15 protein-coding genes and 2 pseudogenes are annotated in these 19,264 nt (G+C 31.1%); 14 read left to right on the top strand and 3 right to left on the bottom strand.

What is annotated here, in order from left to right:
• Positions 1-7: 7 nt before the first annotated feature.
• From ACU68U_RS07325 to ACU68U_RS07300, 6 genes are all read left to right on the top strand, one after another.
• Entirely contained in the window at positions 8-868 is an 861-nt protein-coding gene (locus ACU68U_RS07325) for a CD1107 family mobile element protein (RefSeq protein ID WP_412308803.1), read from the top strand.
• Positions 869-938: 70 nt separating this feature from the next.
• A complete protein-coding gene (locus ACU68U_RS07320) occupies positions 939-1,550 on the top strand; it encodes a DUF6088 family protein (RefSeq protein ID WP_412308804.1) in 612 nt (203 codons plus the stop codon).
• On the top strand, positions 1,543-2,526 hold the full coding sequence (locus tag ACU68U_RS07315) for a nucleotidyl transferase AbiEii/AbiGii toxin family protein (RefSeq protein WP_412308805.1): 984 nt from the start codon (positions 1,543-1,545) through the stop codon (positions 2,524-2,526). The genes ACU68U_RS07320 and ACU68U_RS07315 overlap by 8 nt, the downstream gene beginning before the upstream one ends.
• Before the next feature lie 88 nt (positions 2,527-2,614).
• Positions 2,615-4,336: a DNA topoisomerase 3 gene (locus tag ACU68U_RS07310; RefSeq protein WP_412308806.1), complete on the top strand. Its 1,722-nt coding sequence runs from the start codon at positions 2,615-2,617 to the stop codon at positions 4,334-4,336.
• Entirely contained in the window at positions 4,329-5,294 is a 966-nt protein-coding gene (locus ACU68U_RS07305; protein WP_071152520.1) for a DNA cytosine methyltransferase, read from the top strand. The genes ACU68U_RS07310 and ACU68U_RS07305 overlap by 8 nt, the downstream gene beginning before the upstream one ends.
• Positions 5,281-8,199 (top strand): hypothetical protein, encoded by a 2,919-nt coding sequence (locus ACU68U_RS07300; RefSeq protein ID WP_446763054.1) that lies wholly within the window; start codon positions 5,281-5,283, stop codon positions 8,197-8,199. Before ACU68U_RS07305 ends, ACU68U_RS07300 begins: the two co-directional genes overlap by 14 nt.
• On the opposite strand, the pseudogene ACU68U_RS07295 reads toward ACU68U_RS07300, so the two are convergent.
• Positions 8,142-11,660 (bottom strand): annotated as a pseudogene (locus ACU68U_RS07295) (helicase-related protein); the annotation flags it as partial. The gene ACU68U_RS07300 and the pseudogene ACU68U_RS07295 sit on opposite strands and share 58 nt — an antisense overlap.
• Positions 11,661-12,444: 784 nt before the next feature.
• Between ACU68U_RS07295 and ACU68U_RS07290 the strand changes: the two are divergent.
• The 6 genes and pseudogenes from ACU68U_RS07290 to ACU68U_RS07265 form a co-directional block, all read left to right on the top strand.
• Positions 12,445-12,915: pseudogene (locus tag ACU68U_RS07290) on the top strand (helicase); the annotation flags it as partial.
• A 43-nt stretch (positions 12,916-12,958) separates the two neighbouring features.
• Positions 12,959-13,615: a DNA-binding protein gene (locus tag ACU68U_RS07285; RefSeq protein ID WP_412308808.1), complete on the top strand. Its 657-nt coding sequence runs from the start codon at positions 12,959-12,961 to the stop codon at positions 13,613-13,615.
• Positions 13,616-13,745: 130 nt separating this feature from the next.
• Positions 13,746-13,961, top strand: a complete 216-nt coding sequence (locus ACU68U_RS07280) for a helix-turn-helix domain-containing protein (protein WP_005399336.1) — start codon at positions 13,746-13,748, stop codon at positions 13,959-13,961.
• A 61-nt stretch (positions 13,962-14,022) separates the two neighbouring features.
• Positions 14,023-14,277, top strand: coding sequence for an N-6 DNA methylase (locus ACU68U_RS07275; RefSeq protein ID WP_227932434.1), 255 nt, complete (start codon positions 14,023-14,025; stop codon positions 14,275-14,277).
• Positions 14,278-14,311: 34 nt separating this feature from the next.
• Complete coding sequence (locus tag ACU68U_RS07270; RefSeq protein ID WP_023055700.1) at positions 14,312-15,733, top strand: SIR2 family protein; 1,422 nt, start codon at positions 14,312-14,314, stop codon at positions 15,731-15,733.
• Positions 15,734-16,231: a TIR domain-containing protein gene (locus tag ACU68U_RS07265; RefSeq protein WP_023055723.1), complete on the top strand. Its 498-nt coding sequence runs from the start codon at positions 15,734-15,736 to the stop codon at positions 16,229-16,231.
• Between the two features lie 20 nt (positions 16,232-16,251).
• Here the strand turns inward: ACU68U_RS07265 and ACU68U_RS07260 are convergent, their stop codons facing one another.
• Together ACU68U_RS07260 and ACU68U_RS07255 are read right to left on the bottom strand one after the other, a co-directional pair.
• Positions 16,252-17,583 (bottom strand): relaxase/mobilization nuclease domain-containing protein, encoded by a 1,332-nt coding sequence (locus ACU68U_RS07260; protein WP_446763053.1) that lies wholly within the window; start codon positions 17,581-17,583, stop codon positions 16,252-16,254.
• A 1-nt stretch (position 17,584) separates the two neighbouring features.
• Complete coding sequence (locus tag ACU68U_RS07255) at positions 17,585-17,941, bottom strand: plasmid mobilization protein (protein WP_446763052.1); 357 nt, start codon at positions 17,939-17,941, stop codon at positions 17,585-17,587.
• Positions 17,942-18,235: 294 nt separating this feature from the next.
• Between ACU68U_RS07255 and ACU68U_RS07250 the strand changes: the two genes are divergently transcribed.
• Together ACU68U_RS07250 and ACU68U_RS07245 are read left to right on the top strand one after the other, a co-directional pair.
• Entirely contained in the window at positions 18,236-18,874 is a 639-nt protein-coding gene (locus ACU68U_RS07250) for a TetR/AcrR family transcriptional regulator (protein WP_117520735.1), read from the top strand.
• Positions 18,875-18,996: 122 nt separating this feature from the next.
• A partial coding sequence (locus ACU68U_RS07245) for an MptD family putative ECF transporter S component (RefSeq protein WP_446763051.1) occupies positions 18,997-19,264 on the top strand: 268 nt, incomplete at its 3' end.

Below are 19,264 nucleotides of genomic sequence, written 5' to 3'. Positions count from 1 at the left end.
TAGAAAAATGAATAAGAGTATTAAACGAGGAGTAGCCATAGCGTTACTCCTTTTTACATTTACAGTACCAGCAACTACATTTGCGATGACAAATGAAGGACAGATTGAAAGTCAAAGTGAATCAATATATGAACCACAAAAAGAAGAATTTGAAAAAATGTTGAAAGATGATGTTTTTACACCATCAAAAGAAGAAATTCCTTATCAAGATGTTCCAAGAATACCAGGAAATACAAGTGAAGCAACCAAGCCTTCAAATAATCCTCCAAAGAAAACACCACTTGTAAAAGGTGGTAATACAAAGGCAGTAAATAATCTTGCGACTGGGGAAAATACGGCAAGAGGTTCAGTAATTGAAAATGTAGATAGGAATGGAAAAGATATTACACCAAGTGGAGATACAGAAAAAGATAAAGAGAATCCAGTAGATGTAAGACAATTTTTAACATTTCAAACTAAAAGTGGAAAAACTATGCACCTAATAGTGGATCACTCATCAAATCAAGATAATGTAAGGTTATTGACAGAAGTAGGAGAGCAAGACCTACTTAATATGATTGAATCAGAAGATAAAAATACTATAAAGGTTGAAGAGCCTAAGAAAGAAGAAGTAAAAAAAGAAGAACCTAAGACTGTTCCAGTAAAAGAAGAAAAGAAAAGAGGAATAGGTTCATTTCTAATTGTTGCACTTGTAATTGGAGGAGTTGTAGGAGCAGGATACTATTTTAAGGTAGTTAAAGCAAAAGAAGATAAAATGTTGGAAGACTTTGAAGAAGATGATGAGGATTATATTAGTGAGTCAGAAGATGACTCTGAGAATGAAGAAAGTCATGAAGAATCTTTAGATGAATATGATGAACTATTATGATATAAAAATTAAGCACAATTGAATTTTTGTCACGAATATGATATGATATCCGTGACAAAGGAGAATTGTAATGAGTTCATATATGGAAATAATATCAGATAGAATAAATAGCTTCGACTCACATAAAGTATTTTTTGCTAATGACTTTTTAGATATTGCATCTAATTCTACGGTTAGACAAATATTAAAAAGATTAGCAGATGAAGATAAAATCAAGCGTGTCATCGATGGTTTTTATTATAATCCAAGATATAGTGAATTAATTGGAGAGTACGAAGCAGTATCAATTCACGAATTAGCACTTGCCATAGCAAGAAAATACAATTGGAATATTGCACCATATAATAGCACAGCCTTAAACTTATTAGGTCTTTCAACACAAGTTCCAACTCACTACAAATATATATCCAGTGGAAGATATAAGGAATATAAAATTGGGGATACAATTTTAGAATTTAAAAAAGTAAATCCAGGAGAAATTGCTAATATGTCCTTAAAGACTGCAACAGTTATTCAAGCAATTAAGTCTCTAGGAAAAGAAAATATAACTAACGAAGTTATACAAAAGATAGGAAAAAACTTAACTGAAAAAGAAAGAATAGACTTAATGAATGAATCAAAATCAGTTCCATCATGGATATATGAAGTGATAAGGGAAATTTGTGAGGGTCAAAATGAATAAGTTTTATATAGAAAACAAAGAAGACTTAAGAGTTTTAATAGTAAATACAGCCAGAAAGAAAAATATATCTGAAGCAGTCATTGAAAAAGACTATTGGGTTACTTTTATCTTAGATTATCTGTTTAATGAAAATAAATGGAAAGAATATTTAACCTTTAAGGGTGGCACATCACTTTCAAAGTGTTTTGGACTTATAGAAAGATTTTCTGAAGATATAGATCTAATCTTAGATTGGCGATTATTAGGCTATGAAGAAAAAGAACCATGGATTGAAAGGTCAAATACCAAACAGGATAAATTCAACAAAGAAGTCAATGAAAAGACTGAAATCTTTTTAAGAGATGAATTATTAAAAGTCTTAGAAGAAGATTTCAAGGATATGGACTTTGAATTTTGGGTTGATACTCTTGATCCACAAACAATTCTATGTAAATATCCTAAAATCTTTGAATCCAATTATTTGACACAAAATATAAGACTTGAAATAGGAAGCCTTGCAGCATGGACACCTGCAATTGAAGTGGGAATCCTGCCAATAATTGGAGAAGCCTACCCAAATATATTTAAAGAAAAAACTAATATAAGAACAGTATCAGCAGAGAGAACTTTTTGGGAAAAGGCAACAATTTTACACCACGAATCAAATAGACCAGAATCTTCTCCTATGCCACACAGATACGCAAGGCACTTTTATGACCTATATAAAATAGCAAATTCGGATTTTAAAAACAAAGCCTTAGAGGATAAAGACTTATTAAAGAAAGTAACTGAATTTAAAATGAAATTCTACCCTAGAAAGTGGGCTAGGTATGAAGATGTATTAATTGGCAAATTGAAGTTAGTTCCAAGAGAGTACCGATTTTCTGAAATAGAAAAAGATTATAAGGCTATGTCAGAAATGATATATGGAGAATATCCAAACTTTGAAGATATTATAAAAGTTCTTCAAGAACTAGAAAAAGAAATTAATAAGTAGAATTCTCCCGAAAATAATACAATATTCGGGAGAAAAACTTTGAGCGAGAGAGAAATCTTTCGCTCTTTTTTTATTTATGGAGGTATTAATGAAGTTAGTAATAGCAGAAAAGCCAAGTGTAGCAGTTACAATTGCAAAAGTAATTGGAGCAAGAACAAGAAAAAACGGATATTATGAGGGAGGTGGATACATTGTTTCTTGGTGTGTCGGTCATTTAATTCAAATGGCAAGTCCAGATAAGATAGACGAAAAATGGAAGAAATGGACAATAGACACTCTTCCTATAATTCCAGAAGAATATATTTATGAAGTATCTAAAAGCACTAAAAAACAGTATGGAGTTTTAAAGAAGCTTTTAAACGATAAGAATATCGACACAGTTATAAATGCTTGTGATGCTGGTAGAGAGGGAGAACTTATTTTTAGGCTTGTATATAATCAAGCTAAATGTAAAAAGAAGATTCAAAGACTTTGGATATCTTCAATGGAAAACAAAGCTATTGAAGATGGATTTAGAAATCTTAAAGACGGAGAAAACTTTGAAGACTTATATAGATCAGCAAGTGCAAGAGCCATTGCAGATTGGCTGGTGGGAATGAATTTAAGTAGGCTTTATTCTTGCATTTACAAGGAAACGTATTCTGTTGGTAGAGTACAAACACCAACTCTATATTTAATAGCTAAAAGGGATAGTGAAATAAACCTATTTAAGAAGCAAAAATATTATACAGTTGACCTATCTTATAAAGGATTGAAACTTGTATCAGATAGGATTGATAAAATTGAAGTTGCAGAGCAACTATTAAATCTACTAGAAGATGAAATAGTTATTACACAGGTAGAGGATAAAGAAATAAGCACAAAACCAGATAAGCCTTATGATCTCACTACCTTACAAAGAGAAGCAAATAAATATTTTGGATATTCAGCAAATGACACTTTAAATCTGGCACAAGGTCTGTATGAAAAAAAGCTAATAACATACCCAAGAACAGATAGTAGGTATTTAACCGATGATATGGTTAATACTATGAAAGAATTATTAGAAGGACTTGAAGATGACTTTAAAATCAATGAATCAAATTTTAAGTCTATTTTTAATTCATCTAATGTTACAGACCACTATGCGATTATTCCTACTATATCAGGTATTGGAAAAGCCAAAGATTTATCTGATAGAGAAAGTAAAATCTATAATCTAATAAAGAATAAATTACTTGCTTCATGTTCGGATAACTTAAAGGAATCTAGTAGAAAAATCAGATATGAATATGACAAGTTTAACTTTAATGCAAGTGGCAAGACTATAATCGATGAAGGTTATACAAAGTATCTAAAGACCTATGGAAAGGAAAAACAAGAAAATGAATTACCAGATGTAAAGACTGGAGATAAAATTAAGCTAACTTCTAAAAAAATATCGGAGAAATTTACAAAAGCTCCAAGTCATTATAATGAAGATACACTTTTAAAGGCTATGGAAAATGCAGGAGTAGAATCCTTGGATAAAGATATAGAAGTAGAAAGAAAAGGCTTAGGAACACCAGCTACAAGAGCAGGAATTATCGAAAATCTTATCCATAAGGATCTTATAAGAAGAGATAAGAAAAATTTACTTGTATCAGAAAAAGGAAATAGACTTGTATCGATTGTAGAGGATAAGTTTAAGTCGGCAGAAACAACATCTGAATGGGAAATGAAACTTGCAAAGATTAGCTCTGGCGAAGTAGATAAAGAAGACTTTTTAAGAGAAATTGAAGATAGTATAAAGGAGCTTGTAGACAGGTACAAGAATAATCTAAATGAATAAGGTAAAAATATTAGAGCTTTTCGGTGGCATAGGTGCTATTAGAAAGGCTTTTATTAATTTAAAGATACCTTATGAAGTTGTTGATTATGTAGAGATAGATAAGGCTTGTGTTAAATCATACAACGCACTTTATGAAGAAAATTATAAGCCAAAATCAGTATTAGGGTATAAAGCACCTAATGAGAAGATAGACTTAATAATGCATGGAAGTCCTTGCCAAGACTTTTCAAGAATAGGAAAAAAGCAGGGAGGAGTAAAGAATTCAGGAACTAGTTCAAGCTTATTATTTGAAACAATTAGAATAATTAAAGAAATGAAAGATAAACCTAAATGGATAATTTGGGAGAATGTAAAGGGAGTCCTTGATAGAAATATGAGGGACTCCTTTTTTATTTATCTAAAAGAGCTAGAAGATCTTGGATATGAAAGCAAATATGAAATCTTAAATGCAATGGACTTTGGGATACCTCAAAAAAGAGAAAGGATATTTGTTGTTTCATGTCTTGGAGCAAATAACTTTTCTTTTAATAAATTGGAGAGAAAAGAAACAAGACCACTAAGTGAATTTTTAGAAAAGGATGTAAGTGAACTTTACACAATGACCCAACCTTATATGCTCAAATTTTTAAATAAAGGCATAGATAATAGTTTTAAAGGGCGACTAAAAGTGATTAAAGATTTTTCTTATACTATTTCTACAAAACAGATGAGAGTACCCAATTCTGGGATAATAGATATTGGAAATGGTCAGTATAGGTATTTAACAGAAAGAGAATGTTTAAGACTCATGGGTTTTGATGACAGTGATATAGACAAATTAGAGAAAGTACATCCAAGAAGAAAAAATTGCACCTCAAGCAAACTATATAAGCAGGCTGGCAATTCTATTGTGGTTGATGTTTTAATGGCTATTATAAAAGAAATTCATAGAATGGAGGTAGGAAATGCAAGTAAATGATTTTAAGAATATACAAGAAGCAATAAAGTATGAGGTTTTACAAGATGAAAAAGAATATTTAAAGCTCTTAAAAGTTATAGGCAATAATCAGAAATATGATTTTTCTAGCCAATTAAGTATATATAACAAAGAACCTGAAGCTAGAGCTTGTGCGACTTTTGATATGTGGAAGAAATATTTTGGTCGAGTTGTTATGAGAGGAGAGAAGGGTATTCCAATTTTAGTTGGAAGTGATATAAATCAAAGAGTTTCATACATCTTTGATATTAGTCAGACGACATCAATGGATAGGAATATTAATGAGGTTAGCTTATGGCAGTTTGATCACGAAAACCATAACGAGGCTTTAAAAGAAATAATAAATAATTCTTCATTTGAGGCTAGTGATTCACTTAATGAAAATATATTTTCTTTAAGCCGAATTTATGGAGATGAATACATTAACTTGGCTCTTGCTGATTTGAGAATAGATATAGAGGATAGACTTAGCTTTGAAAAGTTTATGAGGGACTCAATATCCTATGCAGTAGCTAATAGGTTTAATACAGTCTACCCTATGGATATGGAAAATTTAAAAAATAATTTTTCTAGGATTAATACAATTTCTTTAGAGCAGATAGGTCTTGTAATATCAAGGGTTAGTGAAGATATTATAGATAGCACAATAGAAAAATCTAAGGAAATAGATCGTGCTAGGCTGCTGACAGAAAGGGACGCTGCCGACTATAATAAAGATATAGAAAATATAAACGAAGATAGAGGAGGTCAAGATGATTTATATAGACGAGATGATAGGTCAAGAAGTAGAGATGGACGAGTTTTCACAGATGGAAGCGACAGAGGAAATAGCGATGAAGATCGAAGAGAAAGCCTTGGATATGATGGAGAAGGATCTGGAATTTATGGAGAGATTTCCGAATCCGACTTACGCAGTCCTAAGACTGTCTTACCTAGTAGGGAGCGAGGACATGGAGAACTGGAAGAAACTTCAGGAAATGTACGAGGAGAAAACACTTTTGAACCATCTGAAGGAAATTCAAGATCAGGCAGTGGACTTTATCAAGAGAGAGAAAGTCAAGATGATGAGAGCACAAGGATTGACAGAGAAGATGATGAGAGAGAATCCAGAGGAATACCAAGGACAGATGAACAACTTGATGGCAACAGTGAAGAGAATGGCAATCAAGGAATACGTGGAAGCTTAGAAAATGAAATAAGCCAAGAAAAGGAAGCTGATGAAGCTTCTTTTTTTGATGGCAACAATATTGAAAAAAGAAAAGACTACTGGATTGTAGAATTTAATGAAAACCACGAATTAGTTCCCGATTATAGTGGGCAGATAGTAACCAAAGAATTAATTAATGTCCTAAGACAAAAAGATATTGATGTTAAAGACCATAATCAAACACTTGGAGAAAATGAATTTGGAGAAATGACAGATGATTATATAGGATATTTCAAATTCTATTTTGACCACTATGTAGACGGAGAAGTTGTCGAACACTATAGGATTGACCTTGGTGATGGTGAAGAAGTAAATGAGCGTGAATTTTCATATTTAGAAGAACAAGTTGCACTAAGTGAGGAAAAATCTTCACAAGAAGAAGTTAAGGAAAATATAGAGCTTAAATTTAAGATAGGCGATCAGGTTAGATATAAAGATAAGGACTTTACTATTACAGATTTTGATGAACTAAGTGGAGGACTTAAAACTGTAACCATTAGAGATAATATGGAATATATGGGAGGTATGATTAGGGGTTCGGAAGTAATTCCATATAGAAACGATTCATACCTTGAAGAAATCTTTGAAAATCTAAGTCAAACATCAGAAAAACTAGCAGTAAAGGTTGGTAAGGAATTTATTTTAGAAGATGAGAATACCTTTGATGGAATTAACTTAATTGAAACAGGAACTAAGGTAGAAGTTAATGGAGAAGAAATCCCCTTATATAAAGGTGAAACATTTGAAGAAAGTAGAAAGATTGACGACCTTTTAGATAGTGGAAACTATGAGATACACAAATTATCTGAGCATGAAAAACAAATCGAAAGACAAGTAGAACAAGAAAGCTTTATTGATAACTACAATCCAGAAATTGACCAAATGATGGATAGATACAATGTGCCTAGGGAAGCTGCCGAAAACTTATTGAGGGGAAAAGAAGATCTAGGCTATGAACCTAATAAGGAAAGGCTAAGTTTTGCTAGAAATTATGACTTGAAAAATCATATCTACTCAGAATACCTTACACCATCAGAAAAGCTAGATAAAAATATCAAAGCTATTAAAATGCTAAAAAGACTTGAAAATGAAAATAGGAGTCCAAGAGAATATGAACAAGCCTATCTTGCTGATTATCTAGGTTGGGGAGGTCTTGCCGATGTATTTGATGAAGAAAAGGGAGGACAATGGCTTGAAGCAAGAAACATTTTAAAAGAAAATTTAACACATGAAGAGTATTTGAATGCTAAAGAGTCTACCTTAACATCGTTTTATACACCTAGAGAGGTAATGGATGGAATATATAAGACTCTAACAGATATGGGATTTAAGACTGGAAATATCCTTGAACCATCTGCAGGAGTCGGTAATTTCATTGGTAATATGCCAAGTGAAATGAAAGCGTCTAAAGTTTATGGAGTAGAAAAAGACAGCCTAAGCGGAAGAATAGCAAGAGAACTTTATCCTGAAGCTAATATTCAGATTAAAGGCTTTGAAGAAACAAATTTCTCAAATAATTTCTTTGACTTGGTAATAGGAAATGTTCCCTTTGGAGATTTTAAAGTTAACGATCGTGAATATAACAGAAATAACTTTCTGATTCACGATTATTTTTTTGCAAAGTCAATAGTTTCTTTAATTAGAGGATTGCCAGTGGCTAAAGCCTTAATTTCTGAATAAGATAGACTTGCTTCATCAACATCTTCTGCAACTCTTACTGGAGTTTTTGAAGTCATAATTTGAGAAATGAATTTTTGCTTATTCTCTATCGTCTGCCACAAATAAGAATCAAAGGTATTTTCTGTTACATATCTAAAGATATTGACTTTATCATTTTCATTACCTTGACGAACAATTCTACCACTTCTTTGCTCTAGGTCAGACGGTCTCCATGGGACGTCTAAATCGTGTAAGGCTATTAGTTTATTTTGTACATTTGTACCTGCTCCCATTTTTTGAGTAGAACCTAATAAGACTCTTACTTCTCCTCTTCTTACCTTAGAGAACAATTCATCTTTTTGTTTGTCTGTATCTGCTTCGTGGATAAAGGCTATTTCTTCTTTAGGTATTCCCATATTCACTAGCTTATTTCTAATATCATCATAGATATTAAATTCTCCATCTCCTTTTGGTGTAGACATATCTGAAAATACTAATTGGGTCGATGAATTTTCTTTTGTCTTATCCCAGATTGAAAAGATATTTTTTACACATACATTTACCTTCGAATTAGGATCATCTGGAAGTAGTGGGTTTATTAATCTTTGGTCAAGGGCAAGTTTTTTACCATCATTTGTAATCTTTAGCATGTTATCTTCTGTAGGCTCGACTTGGTTATTTCTAACCGCATCAGCTCTTTCTGAAATAGCTTCTAATATTTCTTTTTGTTCCTCAGTAGGTTTTGTTTTAATAACTTCGAAGTTTGCTTCTGGTACTGGCAAATTTAACATATCTGAAGTCTTTATATCTGCTACTTCTTTAAACATGCTCATCAACTCTGGCAAGTTATAAAACTTTGAAAATCTTGTCTTTTGCCTATAACCAGTGCCTTCTGGAGATAATTCAAAGGTGTTTTCTGTTTCTCCAAAAGTAGAAGCCCAAGCGTCAAAATGTTCTAATCCTCTTGCCTTTAAATCGTCATACTGAAGGTATCTTTGCATGGTATAAAGCTCTGTCATTGAATTTGATATTGGTGTACCAGTAGCAAAAACAACTCCCTTGCCATCTGTCATTTCATCCATATACCTACATTTCATATACATATCCGAAGACTTAAAGGCTTCACTCTGACCGATACCCGCAACATTTCTCATCTTGGTATGCAAAAATAAGTTTTTGTAATTATGAGCTTCGTCTATAAATAACTTATCTACTCCTAGTTCTTCAAAGGTTATTACATCATCTTTTTTAAAGTCATCATTTAGTTTTTCAAGTCTTACCAAGAGTTTCTTCTTTGTCTTTTCCAGTTGTTTTACTGTGAAATTTTCTCCTCTATTTCTTTTGTTCTCATCAATAAAGGAAACTATATCATCTATTTGATCTTGTATATGCCTTACCTGGTATTCCTTAGACATTGGTATTTTTTCAAATTGAGAGTGTCCTATAATAACTGCATCATATTCTCCCGTTGCAATCCTGCCAATAAATCTTTTTCTATTTTTAGGTTGGAAGTCTTTTTTATCGGCCACCATAATATTTGCTGACGGATATAATTGCATAAACTCCCTACCAATTTGAGTAGTTAGATGGTTAGGAACTACAAATAATGATTTACTTGCAAGTCCTAACTTTTTAGATTCCATAGCAGAAGCTACCATTTCAAAAGTTTTTCCTGCTCCTACTACATGGGCAAGTAGTGTATTTCCACCATAAAGAGTCCTAGCTATTGCATTTTTTTGATGTTCTCGAAGTCTAATTTCAGTATTCATTCCATCAAAAGTTAAGTTAGAACCATCAAATTCTCTATTTCTAATTGAATTGAATTTTTCATTATAAATCTTCTCTAGCCTATATCTTCTATCAGGATCTTCAAATATCCAATTCTTAAATTCTTCTTTAATCAGCTCTTGCTTTTGACTTGCTAGCATAGTTTCTTTTTTGTTTAATACAGAAGTCTTAGACCCATCATCATTTATTATTTGGTCAAATACTTTTGTATCTTTTAGATTAAGAGCATTTTCAATCAGCTTATAGGCATTTACTCTACTTGTACCATAAGTCATGTTAGCAAGGTCATTAGTCGAGTCAACACTTTTACCCTCAATATTCCATTCACTTGAGTGTGGCGAGAACCTAACATTTATATTCCACCTATCATAACCTGGTGTTTTTAAAAGGTTAAAAGTAAAGTCTTCTATATCTTTTTGAGGTATCCAGGTTGCTCCTAACCTTACATTTATATCAGAAGCAGTAAGTTCTTCAGGCATAACTTCTTGTAATTTTTCTCTTTGATATTTGAGTTTGCCTAACTCGTTTAATAGTGTATCTTTCTTTTCAGAAGGTGCTAAATCTATTACATTTTCAATTTCTCCGATATATGAATTGAGGTAGCCAATCTTTTCTCTGATATTACCACTTAAATATTCATCAGCCGATACATATGAAAAATGAAATGGATCGTCATTGTCAAAGTTCTCAAAGGGCATTCTGTTATTTATTAGGTCTGTATCCTTAATATCTAAAAATATCTCGCCCTCAAGCTCACCAATTAAGGTGTTCCTATCTTTACTTGTGATAGATTCCATATATTCAAAATCTACATATCCTTTTTGTGAAACTGATAAGACTAAAGCTTCAAGGGAAGTGTCTACATGGTCTACTACTTTTGCCTTTGTGATTGTTCTTTTTGAGAATATATCACTCTTAGCTTTGAAATTATCCTCATCATCAAGTATTTCTATTGATGATACCAAAGGAAAGTTTGAGTCTTCCTTTAAGGCTCTAGTGTTTGATAAGGAGTTAATAAAGCCATGTTTCTTTGAAAAGTTATCATAGACTTCATTTAACTTTGCTTGTGATTCTTTTATTTCCTCGTCAGAAAAATCGTCCTTTTGTTTTTCTATTACATCTTTTAAGGCATTCATAACATCAAGATAATCTTTTATCTTTTCTTTGTTTTTATCTGATATATTCTGCTTAATTAAGACTGAGTTTTCTCTTAGGTAGACCTCTTCATCAATAATGGTGTAGGAAAAGTTCTTAACATCATCTGTCGCTGGTAGAATTAATTCTTCATCTTCCAATAGTTCGACCTCTTCATATTTTGAATTTGAAGATATTTCCTTACTTGCAAGATCCATTAAATCCTTTAGATTTTCGTCTTCTTTTTCATCACAAGTAATTGTATTTCCAAATCTTCCAGAAACTTCTTTCATATCCCCTAATACCATCTGAGGATTATCTACAAAATATTTGTTGTAAGTCAAACCCTTTTTATCAGTTGCTAGGTGTATCCAATCATCATCTCTTTCTATAACTGAATCTCTCTTCTTTAAGAAAATAATATCTGAAGTAACTTCTGTACCAGCAAGTCCTTTAAATGTTGTATTAGGAAGCCTCATAGCTCCTAAAAACTCACATCTTGCATTAATATATTTTCTAACAGATTCATCTTTTTTATCCATAGTTCCAGATGATGTTATGAAGGCAATAATTCCTCCATTCCTAACCTTATCTATGGATTTAGATAACGAAGTTACAAAGCTAAAAATGCTGGAAGCAAACTATAAATCTAATAAATATAAGCTTGAAGATAAGGTAAATAAATTTTATCCTCAAAGTATTTTAAAAACTGAAATGGAAATACAAGCAGTTAAAGAAGATATTGCAAGTGTTGAGAAATTAGGAGAAGGAGATAGTAAATTCACTTCAATCAGTCTTGGTGCAAATAAAATTTTAGATAAGAAAGAAGCTGGAGAGAAGCTATTAGAAGAAATAAAAAAGGTAAAGATAAATGATAGCAAGGTTATTGGTAAATATAGAAATTTAGACTTACAAGTTTCATATAACTTTATGACTAATACTCATACTTTTAAACTCCTAGGAAAAGCAGAATACTTTGGAGAGTTTTCAAACTCTACTGATGGCAATATAACAAGACTTGATAATGCTATTGAAAAAATGCCTGCAAGGCTTGGAAGATTAAATCAAAACCTTGAAAACTATAAAGAATCTTTAGAAAATGCCAAAGTAGAATTGACCAAACCATTTGAAAAAGCAGATGAGTTAAGGGATAAGACACTAAGATTAGCTGAAATTAATAAACTTTTAGATATGGGAGAAGTAGAAGAATTAGAAAACCAATCACCATTATTAGAAGATTTAAAGAGGGCGATAGTTGATTATTCTAACTACGAGTTCTCAGAATCTAATAGCTATGAAGACTTTGACAAATTATACCCTGATTTAAGCCATATAGGACTTGCCTATACAGAAACACCTGATGGTAAGCACACGATTCAATATGAGGTAAATTTAGAAGAAAAAACATGGACTCAGTATGTAGATAATATTGTGATTAGAACAGAATCTTTTGTAGAAGAAGATATATCTAATTCACAAGCTCTTAAAGATATGACTGAAGCCATAAAGATGTCAAGTTTTGATGATCTGGTATCAGTAGATGAAGAAGATTTAAAACAAGCACTAGGACTAGAAATAGATGATGATGGAAATTTCTATGATCCACTTGCAAAAGATCTTGACAATGATGGAATACCAGATAGGTATGACAATGATTTTAAGGATAGTGATTACTTTGAATCAACTTATGATGTAGAGGATAATCTTCACGCAAGGGAAGAGAAGCCATCAATATTAGGACAAATATCGAAATTTAAATCTGAAGAAGAAAAAGATAAAAATCAAGAAAAAAGTGAAAAAGGACAAGAAAGATAGAGGAGGGCGAAAGGCTCTCCTTATTTAGTACAAGGAGGAAATTATGGAATACAAAGATATTAGAGAAAACTTACAAGAAATGATGAATGATAACTACAAGGATTTTATAAAAGCACTTGTGAGTATAGAAAAAGGTGTTAATGATGAAAAGGCACTTGAAGAAGTCTATGTTTTATTTATGATCAAAGACACAACAGGTCTATTAAATGATGACTTTGACTATATGATAGATGATATGAAAGAACAAGGTAAGCTCATTGAAAATACCAATGCACTTGAAGAAAAAGACGACCTTATAAATCTCGTGGGTAATATAGCTGGAAAAGTAGAAAATCTTGAAAGAGAAAATGCAAATGGAGAAAAATTCAAAGTAAGTAATTTTTCAATTGTTTCAAAAGATGACGATGGGAATAAAGTTTATACCAATTGTTCAGCCTATGGAGATAAGACAAAAGATTTAGAGAACCTAAAACAAGGAGATTTTGTTAAAATATTTGGTCAAGTAAAAACAAGTATTGATAACAACGGAAAGGAACATAAGAATGTCCGTATTTTGTCCTCTAAGCTCTTAAAATCAAAAGAACAAGTAAAGAGTCAAGATAAAGATAAAAAGTCCATATTAGGGCAAATAAAAAGCTTTAAGACAGATGACAAAACTAAGTCAACTAAGAAAGACCATAGCAAAGATACAGAGAGATAAATATCGGCAGTCTTCGGACTGCCTTTATTTTTTTGTATTTGTGTTTTAGAAAAGTGAATAATATTATGAAAAAAGTGAAGATTTATGCTATAATATAATTGATACAGAATTCATGAATGGAGAGATAGTCATGTTAAAAATCAGCTATAAAAAGCTATTTAAAAAAATGATTGACCTAGATTTAAATAACACAGAATTAATGGAAAAAACAAATATTAGTAGAAGTACATTTTATAAAATGAAAAATGGGGAGAATATTACAACTGACGTATTGTTAAGAATATGTGAAGGATTAAATTGTAATCTTTGCGAAATTATGGAGTTAGTTAAAGATGAAAATGATTGATTATGTTTTAGATAAGACAAATGAATATATTAAGATCGCATCTAAAGAAACTTGAAAAAGAATAGGACAGTTTTTTACGAGTAAAGAAACAGCAAAATTTATGGCATCTTTAATTGAGTTAAATATTAAAAGAGATGAAATATCTATTCTTGATCCAGGAGCTGGCTCTGGAATCCTTTCTGCGGCACTAATTCAGAGAATTATTGATAGTAAACTTATAAAAAAGATAAATTTAACATGTTATGAAACAGATGAAGATATTGTAAATTTGCTGGAAGCTAATTTATATTGGATAAAGGAAAATTCAAATGAATGAAGATAAGTTTTTAGGACCGAGAAAATAAGGGGAGGTGTTTATTATTAAAGGTGAAGTATCTAAAAAAGATTTGATTAGAGAAATTGAAAAAGCCATTAAAAGTGATGAATTGGGAGCATTCATTGGAGCGGGACTATCAATTCCTGCTGGATTTTGTAGTTGGAAAGAACTTCTAAGAGAGCCTGCAAAAGAAATTGGGTTAAATGTTGAAAAAGAAAATGATTTGGTTAGCTTAGCTCAGTATTATGCTAATTCAAAGAAGAGAACATCAATAGATGACTTGATCAAAGTGCAATTTTCTCAATTACTAAAACCTACTGATAATCATAAACTATTATCACAGTTACCGATTTCCACTTTTTGGACGACTAATTATGATAAGTTAATTGAAAAAGCTTTAGAAGATAATATGAAAAAGCCTTATGTAAAAACAACAGATGAGCAATTAAGAGGCACAAATCATGATTTTGATGCAATCGTTTATAAACTACACGGAGATGTAGAAACTCCTGAAGATGCAGTACTTACAAGAAGTGATTATGAAGAATTTGGATATAACAAAAGAAAGTTATTCAGAGAAGTTTTAGAGGGAGATTTGCTTACCAAGACATTTCTATTTTTAGGATTTAGTTTTGAAGATCCAAACTTTAACTATGTAATTGGAAGATTGAGGGTATTGCTCGATGAAAAGAATACAAGAAAACATTACTGTATTATGAAAAGGATCCAAGATACCGATGAGGATTATGAATACAAAAAAGCAAGACAGGAGCTACAAATTGAAGATCTAAATAGATATGGTATTTTTACATATTTAGTAAATAAATATGATGAAATCACTGAAATATTAAGTACTCTTGTTGATAGATTTAGAAGGAAAACAATATTTATATCGGGTAGTGCGTACTCCTATTCGACTTATTCTCAGGAAACTGGAGAAAATTTTATTCATAAACTATCTTTTGAACTATCAAAAAATGGTTATCATATTGTGAATGGATATGGTAAAGGTGTCGGTGATTTTGTATTAAATGGAGTTGCAGATTATTGTTTGACTCATAAGTCCAAAATAAATGATTTTTTAACGCTTATGCCTTTTCCTCAAAATAGTTCATTAGGTATTGATTTAGATAAGCTATATAAAGAAAATAGAGAGCAGATGATTGAAAATTGTGGCATCGCTATATTCATTTTTGGAAACAAAAAAACAGAAGATATTGCACATGGAGTGATGGATGAATTTGAGTTATGTAAAAAACATGGATTAGTATGTTTGCCTATTGAATATACTGGCGGGGCAGCCAAAGAAATATTTAAACAAACAACTCAAGAAATTTTAGACAAACATATAATAAGTGCAATTGAACAGGCAAATAAACAAAGCAATGGCGATATAGATATGTCTATTAAAAACATAGTACAAGCAGTTAAAATATTAAATAAGGAGGAGTTTTAAATGGCAAAAAGACAGGTGTTTTTTAGCTTTCATTACGACAATGATAATTGGAGGGCAGGACAGGTTCGCAACATGGGGAAAGTAGACAGTAGCTCTACCTTTTCAGATAATGACTGGGAGGAAGTAAAAGAAAAAACTGAAAGTAAAATTAAAGAATGGATTGATGAACAGCTAAACAAGCGTTCATGTTTAGTTGTTTTGATTGGAGAAAAAACAGCAAATAGAAAATGGATAAATTATGAAATAAAAAAAGCATACGAGTTAAACAAAGGTATTGTTGGAATTTATATCCACAAGTTGGAGAATGCATTGGGAGAGCAAGATGATAAGGGCAACAATCCTTTTGATTATTTAACATTAGAAGGTGAAAAACTGTCAAAGTATGTTAAATGTTTTGATTCTGTATACTTATCAAGCAAAAATGTTTATAGCGATATTAAAGATAATATTGAAGATTTAATTGAGTATGGAATAGAACATAAACCATCAACTTGGTAATAAATGATGATGGAGAGCAGCTACCTCTCCACCTCCTTCCCATAATAATTTTCATAGTTTTTCCTATAATGAACAAGGTCAGAAAATTGTTCTTTATTTAAAGAATACTCTTGCATAAGGGTGTTCTTTTTTTCTTGCAATTTATCAAGGTTTGATAGTATTTCTTTTGTGTTGGGTAGTTTTTTATAGTTTTCTAAAATTTCTTTAGCAGCTATTTTATAGACGGAAAGTTCACTATAATATTCTTCTGCAAATTGTTTATCTTCAGGATTTTTCTTATGATATTTATAGATTTCACGATACTTGTTTATAGTATTTATATTTTCCATATCTTGAGATAGACTCTTCATTTCAGCTTCAATTTTCTTTATTTCATCTAACAAGTCTTGTCTATCATCTGCAGATTTTTTAATAAGATCATCGAGTTGTGTAATTGAATTAATTCCTTGTTCTCTTAATTTAATTATTGAATCAGCCATTGTTTTGATATTATGTTTTCTTGCCCAAACTTCATAACCTTTTGAGGATTGAGCTTTTTCATTAGTAGATATATCAATGACGTTTCCTACACGTTTTTTAATAGGATTAGTTTTGTTTTTAATAGCTAAATCTATTCTTTCTTTGATTTTCTCTTCAGTATAATCTTCACCGATGGTCTTCGATCTTGTAAATCTTTGCTTATCTTTATGGCGAAAAGCAATATGTTTCCCAAACTTAATTTCATAATCAAGAGATTTCATATTTTCCAAAAACTCTTCCCAAGATTTAGACTTATTAATCATTCTATCTATATCAAATTGCAGTTTAGATTTCCAAGAATTTCCTTTCTTGTTTTGGTCATATTCGTACCAAGATTTACCAGCAGTTTTATATTTTCTCTTGTAAGCTTCATAATATTCATCAATGACTGAGAGCTTATTTTCTTTACATAATTCATCACTTTGATACCTAATTTTATGGTAAGTTTTTTTGTTAGATTGGTAGCATTTACCAGTCTTGTAATTAACGTTATTAAAAATAATATGGTTATGAATATGCCCTCTATCTATATGAGTTGCAAGAACAAATTCATAATCTTCTTTTAAAATTTTCTTGCATAACTCCATTCCAATTTCGTGAGCTTTTATAGGATCAACCTCTCCTGGTAGAAAAGATTGGATTAAATGCCTAGCCAAAACTGTACCTTTTGTATCATTGTCTTCTCGTGTTTTCATAAATTGGATATGGGCAGTAGATGGATGACAATTAAATGAAGATACTAAGATTTTTTCATCAGTTTTTTCGCTCTTAGTAATGTAATCTATTGCCAAATTTAGAGTTGATTTTATAGGATGTATTTTTGTAATTGCCATACTAATCACCAGAACTTTCTTTTGATTTATTAAGAAGTAGGGAATGGATCTGCCATATTTCTCTTGATAAATTTTCTATCTGTTTATTCATCGATTCAATTTCATTTTTGTATATAACACCAGTTGTATTAGTTGCTTTTGCAATCTGGTTTATATTATTTGTTGCATTTGAAAGTAGCCATTGAAGATCTCTAAATGGTTCTAAATCTACTACATAAATTTCTTTCTCTAATACACATTTTCTAAGAAAGTGGGACATAGTTTTGCAATTAGCAAGTTTCATTTTCTTTTCAAAAATTTCTTTTTCTTCCTTTGTCAGTTTAATTTCTATTCTTTCATTTCTAAATCTATTTGCCATTTTATTCTCCTTTATAAAATATATTTTGGGGTCTTAGGGTTCTCCCTAACAAGGTAAAAATTAAAAAAATGGAGCATTCCGTAAAGGTCTGCTCCATTAATTTTTTCGTAAGTGTCCGTACACTTACTGTGCTTGCTACAAAAGAAAGAATTAGATAGCAAGCATTAAGCAAGTTTTGAATTCATTATATAATTATAACATAAAAGTCAATGTATGTATATCAATATCTTGACTTTTAAACACAACAAGTGCTATAATATAACTAAGTTATATTTAAAGGAAGGAGGGCAAATCATGGCAAACGGAGATTATGAAGTAACTCATAATAGGATTCTTAATAGCGGTAAGAAAATTTTCAAAGAACAAGGATTTGAAAAGGCAAATTTAAGAGCTATTTGCAAAGAAGCAGGTGTTACTACTGGGGCGTTTTATGGTCATTTTGAGGATAAGGAAGCACTTTTTTCTGAGTTAGTTGAGCCGATTGTAAGCCAAATACGAAAATACTATGCTACGTATGAGGATAAGAGTTTTGAGACATATAAAAAGGAAGTTCCACTTGGGAAAGAAACCATTTATAAAATTTTAGACTCTAAAGCACATGGTGCTGTTAAGATGGTCTTGTATTTTTTTGAAAATAAAGATGCGTTTGAGTTATTAGTGTTTGGTTCTTATGGAACAAAATACAGTAATTTTTTAGATGAACTCGTGGAAATAGAAGATAAAAATCACATCAAAATATTAAGCATGATTTACGGTGAAGATGGTGTCGGTAGTGTAATAACCGATATGGGAATTCACTTAATTAACCATGCATATTTTTATGCTTTATCTGAAGTTGCTGTTCATTCTAAAAGCAGAGAAGAAGTAGAATTAAATGCCAAACTAATTTCAAAATTCTTTAATGAAGGATGGGGCAAAATACGAGGTTTGTAAAATGGAAAATTTTTTTGCATCAAATATAACTTAGTTATATTAAAGATTTAATTTTATACAAATTGACAACATGCTGCTTTTTAAGCAGAAAAAAATATTATATTTATTCAAGGAGGAGAAAAATGAATTTAAAAGGTATTGTAAAAATAGCAGTATTTTCTGTTATTGGTTTTGTATTAACAATGGGATTAGGATTTTTGACAGGTTCTTTTGGAATGATTCCTAGTTTGTATTTATCATCGGCACTTCCAACAATGATTGTTGCACCAGTTTTTGTAATAATGTGTAAACAAGTCGCACAAAGAGGAACAGCATTCTTATATTTCTTATTACTCGGCGTGTTCTATGCTCTTATGGGAATGTGGCCTGTAATAGTAGTTTGTGCAATTG

This window comes from Finegoldia sp. P3-F-LR (assembly GCF_052932165.1).
The sequence above is the reverse complement of the archived record's forward strand: the minus strand, read 5'-3'. Positions and strand labels throughout refer to the sequence as shown.